The following is a 12,753-nucleotide window of genomic DNA, read 5'->3' on the forward strand; positions in this document are numbered from 1 at the left end:
GAGTCACTGAGAAGCCCCCGCCGTCCTCGAAGAGGCGGCGCGGGGAGTATGTCACTAGGGTTCGATGAGGGTAAATATTCTTTTGTTCGATACCGCGCGACGGATAAATTATAACCGCTTGCCAATCGCTAAATCTGGCACGGTTACGATAGAAATATAAAGAAGATTCAGCAAATACCCTTTCGTAAAGCTGTTCATCTTTCTGAAACTGTACCTCACAGAAATATACAATTCCAGCACCTGCGTTTTCCGGGGGTAGAAATACTCCATCTATTTCAAATTTCGGTTCTTTAACAGCTACCGAATCAAATCGATAAGCTTGTGCATTTATTGGGGAATCTGTCAATAGTTCAAATAACAAAGTAGGGGATTGTTGGAAAAGTTTGTAAAAAATTGAGTCTCGCCGCATGAACTTATTTCTTAAATCTGCGATACATTTTATTTTACGTTCTAGTGATCGCCCCTAAAAGTTGCAATGCGATCGCAAATAAACCAGTAATACCCAAAACATCGCTTGTTCCCAGCCAAGCTGTGAGGTCTGCCCTTGAGGAAAATTGGACTAAACTGAATATCAGTGAAGTCAAAGTGATTACGATGAAAATCGCAGTACTACTGAGTTCAGCTACTCTAAGATCAAGCTAGGGAGTAGGCTTGCCGTGAGCGTAGCCGAATGGGAAGAAGCCTTTTCGGGGTGTACTGATTTTTTTCAGAAATCAAATACGAGTCCTATAGATAAGTGTGTATGTGTAGTAAAAGCGGTGCGCGTGTGAAGACAAATGGCAAATGTCAATTAAACAACTGACAAACTAGCTGCAATTGCGTCTAGGATCGATTTAAGAAAGCTGAAAAATAAAATTTTGGATAATGGTTAATGAGTAACGGCGCATAGGCACAGGGATGATTATTATTCAATGCCCCATGCCCAATGCCCAATGCCCCATTCCCAATTCCCAATGCCCATCATTAACTTACCTGGTCTAAAACTATGGAACTCACAATTGACAACGTTGAAACAGTCTTAGATGAAATGCGCCCTTACCTCATGTCTGATGGCGGCAATGTGGAACTCGTAGAACTCGATGGGCCTGTTGTCAAACTGCGGTTGCAAGGTGCTTGCGGTTCTTGTCCCAGTTCTGCAATGACCCTGAGAATGGGTATTGAGCGCCGCCTCAAGGAAATGATTCCCGAAATTGCAGAAATTGAGCAAGTGGTGTAAAAGTTAGGAGTTAGGAGTTAGGAGTTATGAGTTTTGAATCAACTCCTAACTCCTTATTTTTAACTCCTAACTATTCCTATGTCCCATCCTCTCTACATTGCTTTTATCTGGCATCAACATCAGCCTCTGTACAAATCTCCTGGAAGCGGCGATTCACTATCTCCGAGTCAGCAGTACCGTCTACCTTGGGTGCGTTTGCATGGGACTAAAGATTATTTGGATCTAGTATTGCTCTTAGAGCGGTATCCTAAGTTACACCAAACGGTGAATTTAGTACCATCGCTGATATTGCAACTCGAAGATTATATTGCTGGCACTGCTTTTGACCCTTACCTCACAGCCAGCTTGACACCAGATGAACAACTCACCCAGCAACAGCGCGAGTTTATTATCCAACACTTTTTTGATGCCAATCACCACACCCTGATTGATCCCCATCCCCGCTATGCCCAGTTGTACCAGCAAAGGCAGGAAAAAGGGCAAGCTTGGTGTTTGGCAAATTGGGAATTGCCTGATTATGGCGATTTGCTAGCTTGGCACAATTTGGCTTGGATCGATCCGCTATTTTGGGATGACCCGGAAATAGCTGCTTGGTTAAAGCAGGGGCGGAATTTTACTTTAAGCGATCGCCAGCGCATTTATTCTAAACAGCGAGAAATCCTCAGCCGCATTATCCCCCAACATCGGAAAATGCAGGAGGCGGGGCAGCTAGAAGTTACTACCACGCCTTACACTCACCCGATTTTACCGTTGCTAGCTGATACTAACTCCGGTCGGGTAGCTGTGCCAAATATGATACTACCTGAGCAGCGTTTTCAGTGGGCAGAAGATATCCCCCGCCACTTGCGGAAAGCTTGGAACTTTTATAAAGACCGCTTTGGAAAGATACCTCGTGGTTTGTGGCCTTCGGAACAGTCAGTGAGTCCGGCGGTACTTCCAGACATTATTAACCAAGGATTTAAGTGGATATGCTCAGATGAAGCCGTCTTAGGGTGGACGCTGAAACACTTTTTTCATCGGGATGGGGCGGGGAATGTGGAGCAACCAGAACTGCTGTACCAACCCTATCGCCTGCAAACCGCCGAGGGTGAGTTGTCAATTGTGTTTCGTGACCACAGATTATCAGATTTGATTGGCTTTACTTATAGTGCGATGCCAGCAAAACAGGCAGCAGCAGATTTAGTGGGACATTTGCAAGCGATCGCTAAAATGCAAAGAGAGAGTCAAAGTGAACACCCTTGGCTAGTTACCATCGCCTTGGATGGCGAGAATTGCTGGGAATTTTATCCCCAAGACGGCAAACCTTTCTTAGAAGCTTTGTATCAAAGTTTGAGCGATCAACCCCAGCTGAAACTCGTCACCGTCTCCGAATTTCTCGAAGAATTTCCCGCAACAGCCACCATTCCCGGAGAGCAACTACATAGTGGTTCTTGGGTAGATGGCAGTTTCACCACTTGGATCGGCGATCGCGCCAAAAATCGGGCTTGGGATTACTTGACAGCAGCTAGGGAAATGCTCGCAAGTCATCCCGAAGCGACGGAAGAAAATAACCCCGAAGCCTGGGAAGCATTGGATGCCGCAGAGGGTTCCGACTGGTTTTGGTGGTTTGGCGCAGGACATTCTTCAAATCAAGATGCCATCTTTGACGGGTTGTTTCGAGAACACTTGTTTGGCATTTATAAAGCATTAAATGAACCTGTACCGCCCTATCTCAGGCAACCAGTGGAAGTCCACGAAGCACAGGGAAACCACACCCCACAAGGGTTTATTCATCCCGTCATCGATGGTAAAGGTGATGAACAAGACTGGGACAAAGCTGGACGCATAGAAATCGGCGGGGCGCGGGGGACGATGCACAATAGCAGCGTCATTCAGCGACTTTGGTATGGGGTGGATCACCTGAATTTCTATTTGCGGCTGGACTTTAAAAGTGGCGCTGCACCAGGGCAGGATTTGCCAGCAGAGTTGAATTTGCTATGGTTCTATCCAGAAAAAACAATGGTCAATAGTCCAGTTCCCTTGGTAGATGTACCAGATGCAGCCCCACTTAATTACCTTTTCCACCATCTTCTAGAAGTTAACTTACTGACGCAATCGATTCAGTTTCGGGAAGCTGGAGACAATCATCAATGGCATCCCCGTTTCAGTCGCGCTCAAGTAGCTTTAAATAATTGTTTAGAGTTGGCAGTACCGTGGGCAGACTTGCAAGTTCCGCCAGATTATCCCCTACGTCTGATTTTGGTGCTTGCAGATGAAGGGCGTTTTTGCAACTATTTGCCAGAAAATGCTTTGATTCCCATTGAGGTGCCTTAGAACTCAATACCGTTGGTATTAGGGACTGACAAATCAAACGTGAAAGTTAGTCTAGAACCAGCTTTTACAGATTATCTCGTTCCTAGTCACTGACTGGCAATGCATAGTGGGGGGCTGCCGCCTCAAGAAAAAGCGGCACCGCAATGAGCAGCATTTCCAGCCAGAGGCTGGAAACGAGGTTTGAAAAGGGTTTTACCTTTAATTGACACCAATGACATCTCTACCCCCCTACAGCCGATTCATGTGTTGTCAAGATTTTTATAAGCATATTTAATCTTTATTGTCAATTCGTAAATTCTACAAAAATCTGTTTTTATTTTTTGAGAAAATTTAATGATTTGGCAAAGATTCAGTAATATTACTGTTGCAAATGAATATTTGTCGTAGAATGAAAGACATTTCCGAGCAAATATTCTATAGTTATGAATCGCTTTTTTCATAAAATAACGAATTCTCAACAGAGCATTTCACAGGAAACTCAACTTGGTCAGATGTGTGGTTCCAAGCAGTTATTTCGCGATCGCTATGAAATATTGCAAATTTTGGGTCGAGGTGGTTTTGGGATCACGTTTTTAGCCAAAAATGCCCTATTACCTGGGAATCCCCTGTGTGTCATTAAACAGCTTTGTCCGAAAGTGACTAATCCTGAAAGTTGGCAAAGGGCGTGTATGCGCTTTGAAAAAGAAGCAAGAACCTTGGGGCAACTCGGTAGTCATTCCCAAATTCCCATGCTATTAGACTACTTTCAGGCGAATGGGGAGTTTTTTTTAATTCAAGAATACGTGCCGGGTTTGACTTTGGCACGAGAAGTAAGGCAAACTGGCCCTCAAAGTGAAGCCTTTGTTAAACAGTTTTTACAGGAATTATTACCTGTATTACAGTATCTTCATAAACATCGGGTGATTCATCGGGATATTAAGCCCCAGAATTTATTGCGGTGTGAGTATGACGGGCGGATAGTGCTGATTGATTTTGGTGCAGTGAAAGAGCGATTAGTTGATGCTTGTGAAAACTCAATCAATCAAGCTGCAAACACCAACTTTATCGGGACTAGGGGATTTGCACCACCAGAACAGTTTTCTTTACGTCCAGTTTATGCCAGTGATATTTATGCACTGGGTGTAACTTGTATTTATATGTTGACTGCTAAAAGTCCTTTAGAATTTGACTACGACGCGAATACTGGTGAGATATGCTGGCAAAAAGAGGTAAATATTAGCTACAGTTTCGCCCACATTTTAGGAAAAATGGTGAAAATTTCGTTAAGCGATCGCTTTAAAACTGCCGATGAAGTGATCAAAGCTTTAGGTAATCAAAGCTATTTGCCTACTATGGCTAACTGTCTAACTACCCAAAAATCTCCACACAAATTAGATCATAAAAGTATTGCACAACACGAAAATTCTCACGAAAATCCTGATATATACATATCACCTGCCGCCAGAACTGCTAGTGCTATTCGGAAATGGAGAGGAAGGCTAAAAGAAACGAGGTAGTCAAGTTAAATTGAAGCCTGATGGAACTAAAGTATCAAATTAACAATTAATCATGGGTGATTTTAAATATCAAAAACAAATTTAGTAAGCATTTTGACTACATTTGATAATCAGTGATGGTTAAGTAATCAGGGTTTCACTTAATACTTAGTTACTTGTGGATTGTGAATATACAAGCAAAATTACTAGGGCTGGCAGATCAAAAAAAATTTCTACTCAGATTATTATATAATCGATATAATAATTAATCTTATGGCTCTCGGAGTTTTCCACAGACGAGGAAGACTGACTACTATTTACAAACGCGAACTATATTAAGTAATTCCCCAATCCCCAAAACAGGGTTTTCTACCATCAGTAAGCGAGAGTCAATTTTCTTAAGGGAAAGTTCGGGGCAAACTTAGCCTAAGTTATCATGCAGTCGCGCCTGTCAGATCATGATCTGCTGCTTAAATCCCGATTGCCCAAATCCCCTAAATCCCAATGGAAAGAAGTTTTGCCAAAGTTGTAGCACCCCATTGGTGTCACTCTTAAGAAATCGCTTCCGTGTCATCCGAGTTCTTTCAGATGAGGGGGGGTTTGGCAGAACCTATCTATCAGAAGATGTAGATAAACTCAATGAACGTTGTGTTATCAAGCAATTAGCTCCAAAATTTCAAGGAACTTGGTCGCAAAAAAAGGCGATGGAGTTGTTTGCTGAAGAAGCGCAGCGACTACAAGACCTTGGGGAACATCCCCAAATTCCGACTTTGATAGCTTATTTTGAGCAAGATGGCTGCTTATATTTAGTACAGCAGTTTATCAATGGGGAGAATTTGTTAAAGGAGTTAGAACAGCGCAAGCCGTATAATTCTAGAGAAATTCAATCTACTTTGCTAGATTTACTACCTATTCTGAAATTCATCCACGATCGCAAAGTCATTCATCGAGATATCAAGCCAGAAAATATTATCCGCGATAAAACTGATGGGCGATTAAGCCTGATTGATTTTGGTTCCTCAAAGCAATTCACCGCCAAAGTTCAGCAGAAATCTGGCACATCCATTGGTTCACATGGTTATTCCCCCCTAGAACAAATTAGAGATGGTAAAGCTTTCCCCGCCAGCGACTTGTTCGGTTTGGGGGCTACTTGCTTTCATCTGCTAACCGGAAATTCCCCCTTTCAGTTGTGGATGGAATCTGGGTACTCTTGGGTAAATAATTGGCGAGAATATTTGCGGAGTCCATTAACTCCTGAGTTGGATTTTGTGATCGACAAGCTTTTGAAAAAAGACATCCAAGAACGTTACCAGTCAGCCGATGAAGTCCTCAAAGACTTGATTCCCAAACAACTCCTCGCACTACCACCAGTCGGTAAATCATCTGGGAAAATACCACCAACTAGAGCACCATATTTACCAAAAAGTTCTCCCTTACTGAGAATTTTAATTTTAATAAGTGCTTTGATTCTGTTGTTCGGGTTTAGAGAATCTTGGTATAAAGATTTTCGCCAGATTCAGATTAATTTGTTCTCTAAGTTGAGTCAGCACAATAGTTCTGGCAAAGATGATGCGTTTTTAGATCAACCGCCAAAAATTACTTTGGGTAAGGTTTCCTTAGCTAATACCCTCCAAGGACACGAAAACTCAGTTTTATCTGTCGCCATCAGCCCTGATGGTAAAACCATTGCCAGCAGTGGCGACGATAGCACAATCAAACTTTGGAATCTCGCAACCGGAAAACAAATCTCTTCACTCAAGGGGTATTCTCAGCAGGTGAATGTTGTAGTGATTAGCCCAGATGGGAAAACTCTGGTTAGTGGTAGTAATGACAACACCATCAAAATTTGGAATCTGGCAACGCGAAAGCTAATTCGCACTTTAGATGGGCATTCTGACTCAGTTCATGCCCTAGCCATCAGTGCTGATAGCGAGACTCTGGTTAGTGGCAGTGATGACAACACGATCAAAATCTGGGATTTAGCAACAGGAGAGCAAATTCGGACACTAGTAGGGCATACATTTTGGGTGCGATCGGTAGCCATCAGCCCCGATGGACTGATTCTGGCCAGTGGCAGTTTTGACAAGATGATCAAAATCTGGAATCTCACAAAGGGGTACTCAATCCGTACACTGGAGGGGAATTTTCAAACAGTAACAGCCGTGGCTATTAGCCCAGATGGTAAAACTTTAGCTAGTGCTAGCCGCGATCGCACCATCAAACTTTGGAATCTAGTTACTGGTAAAGAAATTCGCACATTAGCAGGACATGCCAACACTGTCACAACTGTAGCCTTCAGTGCCGATGGTAAAATTATTGCTAGTGGTAGCCGCGATCGCACCATCAAACTCTGGAATCCAGCCACAGGAGAGGAAATTCTCACATTAACGGGGCACACCAACACCGTGACATCCGTCACCTTCAGTCCTGATGGCAAAACCCTTGTCAGTGGTAGTGAAGATAATACTATTAAGATTTGGCGGTTGTCTCAGTGAAATCGGTGGTTATAAGGATTTGCCCTCATCCCCCAACCCCGAATCCCAAATTTGGGATTCGGGGAGCTAGAATTTCAGGCGTTGCTGAATCAAGGGATGATTCTTGTGGGGTGGGCATCTTGCCCGCCTCAAAATACAAGGGACGGGCAAGATGCCCATCCCACAAAACTAGCAAAATCATCCCGCAAATATGCAACGCCGAATTTCAAAGTCCCTCTCCTGAAATTCTTAGAGGATAAACATCAAAGCAGCGATGCCTACCTCTTCCTGGTAAGCATCACACTTATTCAATTACCATCACCGGATAGAGTCACAGAAGGAAAATTAATGATAGCTTGAGATGATGGAAAGTTCATCTCAATCCCCGAAGTGAATAACTCAGTATTAATCGCCTTGACCCTCACCGCGTCTATAGTCATATCGCCAGTCAGCATTGCTGGTACTGTCCAAGGTTCAACCCATACCATCAAAATGTCTTCATTTAATCTCAGTTCCCAAAAATGGAAAAATCGCGTGCTACTAGTTTTTGCACCATCTGTTGATAACCATAGCTATCAGCAACAGATGCAGCTATTGCAGCAAAAAAGCGGTTTTGCAGACCGGGATTTAGTTCTCGTTCAGGTTTTGGCAACAGATAAAAGCTATGCGAATGGACACTTAATAGATGAGTCTTCTGCTGCCAAGTTGCGCGATCGCTTCAGAGTTGATAAAGAAAATTTTCGCGTCATCTTGGTTGGTAAAGATGGTGGTGTTAAGCGCAGTGACACTACACCAGTAAGGGCGACAACAATTTTTGAGCAAATTGACGCTATGCCCATGCGCCAGCAAGAAATGCAGGAGCGATCGCTATGAAGGTAAGAGAACTTACACAAGCGATGCCCTTCTCTAGGAGACGCTGCGCGAACGGCGCAGGTGTTACCCTGAGCTTGTCGAAGGGCTCAGGGTAACACCTGCGGCGGGCTTCGCCTACGCGCATCTTGTGGTTTTGATGAGCAGCGCCACTTAAAAATACTTTTCGAGGAAAACCAGAGCGATGCCATTCGCGGAGCGTCTCATAGAGAAGGCGGGCGGGTACGCCATTGCACCTCCCAATTTTGTAAATTTCATCACCGCCCTCGCAGCTAGAATTAGTATTACTCTAATCAGAAAATAAAGCAGCAATTCTATGCCAGTTACATCTACTGATAATCCTCATTCCTTGCTCTATGGTTTAGCCAATGGGTCAGTCAAAGCACTCGAACATGATGAAGCGATCGCTGCAAACAAGACTTTGGCACTACAATTACAGTCTAGACTTGAAGATTTTTGGCTTTTGAATTCACCTGATGGACTTTGGGGGGCAAAATCCGCTAGGGCGCTAAATGCTTATAAACATTTTCAAAATCTCAGTGAACCAGGGATAAATCCCCATATTGCTGCTAGCCTGCTCAATACCAAGCCGACTGACTTAATACCAGGATTTCAACTCAACGGCGACTGGCCGAGTCGAACCGTAATGTGGATAAACTTACATAATCAACAAATTAGTACTAACGGCAACAAGGGAGAAATCAATATCGTTTATTTTCGTGGATTAGACCGCAAGGGAGAATGGAATGGCAATGCACCATTTATCTGGAATGACCGACGTTGTGTATTAGTAATCAAAGATAAAGCACCAATTTTTGCAGGCAATTGGTTAGCAACTTGTGACCCCGGAGAATATTACTGGGACAATCCCATGAACCAGGAAGGGTGTGCAGATATCAAGGCATGGCAATACCAAGCTTGGAGCGTTGGTCATCACCACGGTAGCACCGGAGATCAATTGGCTCTAGTCCAAACTGGAGATATTACAGTGTTGCGTGGCTCTGATCGCTTGCCGGATGAGGGTAATAACTTTAGCGTAGACCAACACACTACTAACAATCCAGATGGTGATGGGTTTGGGGAACCAGTCAAAGGCTGGTCTGCTGGATGCATGGTAGGTGCCAGTTCTAATGAACATTACCATGAGTTTATGTCTCTGGTACAAGCAGATCCGCGAGAAAAGAATGCGCCAGGAAAATATCAGCACTGGACAACAGTGATTAATGGCAATGAATTTCTAGATATTTTTCCTGGGTAAATCAACACATAGCTATGTGAGTCCGGCGTATGAACTTCGCATGGCTCTTAAATGTGAACATAAAGCCGTAGCACAGATAACGTAACTGATAATATTACACGATGATGTCGGTGTTTCCCAATCCTTAAACTAATTCTTAGGGGCTGCTAGACGCTTTTAACAAAGTATGTTCAGTTTAATTCCCCTGCCTCTACAGGCAGAAATTTTTGTGGCGGGGTCTAAATCCCCGTTACAAAACTGTACTTCCGACTTCCGACTTCCGACTTCTTTAAGAGCTTACCTGCTTTGTATAGCAATTAGACAGCTACAGCTAGGGATTAAACCGCTCAAGGAGTTGAGCGAATGAGTCCGTTATAGTCAATATGAACGATGCTGGTTCTTGAAACAGTCACTACGCTTTTGACTGTAGGAGTGGCAGAATCAGGGCTATGTCCCTTAAAGGTGAAAGTCCAGCTGCCATGCCCATCGTAGGTATGGGGAGAGCGTTCGGCAGGGCCATACATCGAGTTCTCAGCTCGATAATGTTGTAAACCGCCATTGGCCTCCTCAGCAGCTTGGCGTGCTAAATTCTCGGCGCGACCGAGATTAATGAGAGGTGTTCTACCACGAAGGGGCTGGGCGTGGATAGGTAGCGAGTTTATAGTTAAGGCGAAGAAGACAACATAAGATACAGTGATGATTTGTTTCAGCATGGCTATGATTCTCCACTCATTTAATATCTGCAATCAAACCTTAGCTCAAAAAATAATGACTAGGCTCCCCGAATTGGTTGACTAAACAGGACAAGGGGAAAAAAGAAAAAACCCCTTGTCCTCTTCGCTAACTATTATTTAGACTTGGTTTGATTAGATAAAGGTTCAATCATTAGCAGTAAAGCTTGTGCAATTCATACACTTAAGCAGGTCGGCGTCAGTTAACTGGGATTATGTCCGTGTTTCCCCAATCCTTAAAGTTGTTAACAAGTTTCATCTGGAGCGATCGCCTGCGCTCTTGTTAAGCTGATTTTATAAAAATTCCCAACTGCGTCACCCTAAGCGTTGCGTTAGCGAGTCTTCTCCCAAGGGGAGATACCAAGGGCGAACGAGCGTCACAGCTCGCTGTCTCCTTTACTCACATAACCCCCACATCGTCTGTGCGGTTCTCCCTGTGTTCATAGCTCAATTTGACAATTAATTTTTGGCAGTTGAAAAGTTCAATTCCTGTTGAATACTTTTGGCCTCATCATACAGATTTGTCATTTCTCCGACAAAATTTCCCACCCCTACCATCTTCCATAGTGACCCCATCTGTGGAACCCTCCTCCAAATCCGAAGTTGATGCCAAAAGTAGGATAGGGCGACCCATAGATGGCATAAGGGTTGTAGATGTAAGCAGGAGGAGGCGCTACGGTGTAATAACCATCTTCATTACAAACCTGAGTAGTCTGTTGCACAATTGTTTTCGGTACAACATCCGATTGCCCAGCATAAGGTAGATTAAAGTACCCATCCTCAAAACCACGGGCGAATTCACCTCCCGCAGTCCGAGGTTTATAAGCAACTCGATTCCGAGCGGTTTGTTCTCCTTCTCGATAACCATCTGCATAAGCATGGGGATGATCCGCCGCCGATTCTTTGATCACCCTATTCTCAGTAACAGGATGACAGTAAACAACCCTATCAGCTTTAGCGGCTTGGGGAAAAAGTAAAGATGTTGAGCCAGCGATTAAGCTGAATATTGCAGCAACAACTATTTTCTTCACAGCCTTTAACCTCATTTATACTTAATGCTCTAAGCCCTTTAACTTTAATTATAAAACCTGAATCCTTGCGGTGACATGAGCCAAAAATCATAAATCCCCTGTCAACACTTCTGCCTTTAGGCTAGGGAGATTCTAGCCTAAAGTCTTAGGAATACCACGGCGAAATAGTGTATTTATTCTCCGGCGAGTTCCCGCGCGTCCATGTTTGCTGCTAGAACGTACATGATTTCAACGGGTTTTTCACCTCGGTATATCAAGAAATAGCGCTAACCCTGCGACCGCCTTGGTTAATAAATGCGGCTTACGGGTGTGCCAGATGCACGGCGAGATGGATACTATTTTATGTGCGATGTCCCTGGTGACATTGGGATAGCTGCGGTGAAGCACTCCCCACCTAAGCGCGATCACTCTACATCATCTATTTAATTTTTTGTTCATCTGCATAAATCAGCAAATGCATCGTAATAAGCAATGTGGGTTGGTAAAACCCTAAAGTTGGATATTGCCACATTATCCTAATTACGGATCGGGGTATAACTGGTTTTCCGAAAACAACGTGAAATTGACCATTTCACGCAAGACTTATTGGCTGATTGCTGGCATTGGTGGCATTGCTGGCATTGACCCTGAAGATGTTACGTAAGCACACTGTACCAATTTATTAACTAACTTGGGTGAATTCAAAATGCTATTTAGATCCATTTTAAATTACTGGACAAAAACTGCAACTATTACAGCTTTATTTGTTGGTATGACATTTGCACCTCTACCAAATCAAAAAGCTTCTGCCCAAACATCACCATTAGGTTTGTATGTCTGCAACGAATCGGGTGAAAATCTTAATGTCACAGTCGCCTACTACAACGGTTACATTTGGACTACCCAAGGTCGATACCAGTTATCTCAAACACCTGGCTCGTGCATACAAGTTTATAATAACTCACTCAATAACACTCGCTACTACCTTTATGCCACTAGTGATTCAGGTAATCAGTGGCAAGGAAACCATCCTTTTTGTATTGGAAGCACCCCAAACTTTACAATCCCCTACGCTGACGAAACCCAATATTGCGGTAGTTTTGTAAAAAACTTTTTCTCAATTTGGGTTCCCAACCCAGTAACAGGAATTACTCCCACATTCTACGGTTACACGTTTGCACCTAATAATTATTCCAACAACTGGAACTCTCCGCGTGCGGAACGATAGCGTAGCACGGGGCTTGGGGTATGAGTAGCCTGATCAAATGGGAACCCTGTTCAGAAGGCAGGATTATATCGCTGTGGTGGTATGCAGCCACCGCCCGGCTACTAATGCAGGAACACCCATCGATGCGGATTTATCAATTAGAGGTAAAGGATGGGGAGTGAGTGCGATTCGTTCAGCCTAAACCCGAAAGGGGAGGACG

The 12,753-nt window shown here is 43.7% G+C and carries 14 protein-coding genes; 9 read left to right on the top strand and 5 right to left on the bottom strand.

What is annotated here, in order from left to right; all coding sequences use genetic code 11:
- Nucleotides 1–409, bottom strand: a 409-nt coding sequence (locus tag HWQ38_RS39000; protein ID WP_292805528.1) for an Rpn family recombination-promoting nuclease/putative transposase, incomplete at its 3' end; no start/stop codon positions are given.
- Nucleotides 410–443: 34 nt separating this feature from the next.
- Entirely contained in the window at nucleotides 444–584 is a 141-nt protein-coding gene (locus HWQ38_RS39005; RefSeq protein WP_292805531.1) for a hypothetical protein, read from the bottom strand.
- Between the two features lie 401 nt (nucleotides 585–985).
- Here HWQ38_RS39005 and HWQ38_RS39010 point away from each other — a divergent pair, with 401 nt between their 5' ends.
- The 4 genes from HWQ38_RS39010 to HWQ38_RS39025 all read left to right on the top strand — a co-directional run bounded on the left by HWQ38_RS39010 (nucleotide 986) and on the right by HWQ38_RS39025 (nucleotide 7,499).
- Nucleotides 986–1,216 (top strand): NifU family protein, encoded by a 231-nt coding sequence (locus HWQ38_RS39010; protein WP_012408256.1) that lies wholly within the window; start codon nucleotides 986–988, stop codon nucleotides 1,214–1,216.
- A gap of 78 nt (nucleotides 1,217–1,294) precedes the next feature.
- Nucleotides 1,295–3,529: a glycoside hydrolase gene (locus HWQ38_RS39015; RefSeq protein WP_292805534.1), complete on the top strand. Its 2,235-nt coding sequence runs from the start codon at nucleotides 1,295–1,297 to the stop codon at nucleotides 3,527–3,529.
- A 422-nt stretch (nucleotides 3,530–3,951) separates the two neighbouring features.
- Complete coding sequence (locus HWQ38_RS39020; RefSeq protein ID WP_292805537.1) at nucleotides 3,952–5,025, top strand: serine/threonine-protein kinase; 1,074 nt, start codon at nucleotides 3,952–3,954, stop codon at nucleotides 5,023–5,025.
- Nucleotides 5,026–5,462: 437 nt separating this feature from the next.
- Nucleotides 5,463–7,499 (top strand): serine/threonine-protein kinase, encoded by a 2,037-nt coding sequence (locus tag HWQ38_RS39025; protein ID WP_292805540.1) that lies wholly within the window; start codon nucleotides 5,463–5,465, stop codon nucleotides 7,497–7,499.
- Between the two features lie 287 nt (nucleotides 7,500–7,786).
- Here the strand turns inward: HWQ38_RS39025 and HWQ38_RS39030 are convergent, their stop codons facing one another.
- Nucleotides 7,787–7,966: a hypothetical protein gene (locus HWQ38_RS39030; RefSeq protein ID WP_292805543.1), complete on the bottom strand. Its 180-nt coding sequence runs from the start codon at nucleotides 7,964–7,966 to the stop codon at nucleotides 7,787–7,789.
- A gap of 4 nt (nucleotides 7,967–7,970) precedes the next feature.
- Here HWQ38_RS39030 and HWQ38_RS39035 point away from each other — a divergent pair, with 4 nt between their 5' ends.
- Nucleotides 7,971–8,351 carry a DUF4174 domain-containing protein gene (locus HWQ38_RS39035; protein WP_292805546.1) on the top strand — a complete coding sequence of 127 codons (381 nt, stop codon included), beginning with the start codon at nucleotides 7,971–7,973 and terminating at the stop codon, nucleotides 8,349–8,351.
- 313 nt (nucleotides 8,352–8,664) lie between these two features.
- Nucleotides 8,665–9,606, top strand: coding sequence for a peptidoglycan-binding protein (locus HWQ38_RS39040; protein ID WP_292805549.1), 942 nt, complete (start codon nucleotides 8,665–8,667; stop codon nucleotides 9,604–9,606).
- A 326-nt stretch (nucleotides 9,607–9,932) separates the two neighbouring features.
- Here the strand turns inward: HWQ38_RS39040 and HWQ38_RS39045 are convergent, their stop codons facing one another.
- Nucleotides 9,933–10,298 (bottom strand): hypothetical protein, encoded by a 366-nt coding sequence (locus tag HWQ38_RS39045; RefSeq protein WP_292805552.1) that lies wholly within the window; start codon nucleotides 10,296–10,298, stop codon nucleotides 9,933–9,935.
- A gap of 569 nt (nucleotides 10,299–10,867) precedes the next feature.
- Nucleotides 10,868–11,347 (bottom strand): hypothetical protein, encoded by a 480-nt coding sequence (locus tag HWQ38_RS39050; protein ID WP_292805555.1) that lies wholly within the window; start codon nucleotides 11,345–11,347, stop codon nucleotides 10,868–10,870.
- Nucleotides 11,348–11,641: 294 nt separating this feature from the next.
- Between HWQ38_RS39050 and HWQ38_RS39055 the strand changes: the two genes are divergently transcribed.
- The 3 genes from HWQ38_RS39055 (at nucleotide 11,642) to HWQ38_RS39065 (ending at nucleotide 12,735) form a co-directional block, all read left to right on the top strand.
- Nucleotides 11,642–11,773 carry a hypothetical protein gene (locus HWQ38_RS39055; protein ID WP_292805558.1) on the top strand — a complete coding sequence of 44 codons (132 nt, stop codon included), beginning with the start codon at nucleotides 11,642–11,644 and terminating at the stop codon, nucleotides 11,771–11,773.
- Between the two features lie 259 nt (nucleotides 11,774–12,032).
- On the top strand, nucleotides 12,033–12,554 hold the full coding sequence (locus tag HWQ38_RS39060; RefSeq protein WP_292805561.1) for a DUF1036 domain-containing protein: 522 nt from the start codon (nucleotides 12,033–12,035) through the stop codon (nucleotides 12,552–12,554).
- Nucleotides 12,555–12,591: 37 nt separating this feature from the next.
- On the top strand, nucleotides 12,592–12,735 hold the full coding sequence (locus HWQ38_RS39065) for a hypothetical protein (protein ID WP_292805564.1): 144 nt from the start codon (nucleotides 12,592–12,594) through the stop codon (nucleotides 12,733–12,735).
- Nucleotides 12,736–12,753 lie beyond the last annotated feature (18 nt).

Origin of the sequence: Nostoc sp. NMS7 (assembly GCF_017115085.1) — a bacterium.
In the GTDB taxonomy this organism is placed as follows: domain Bacteria; phylum Cyanobacteriota; class Cyanobacteriia; order Cyanobacteriales; family Nostocaceae; genus Nostoc.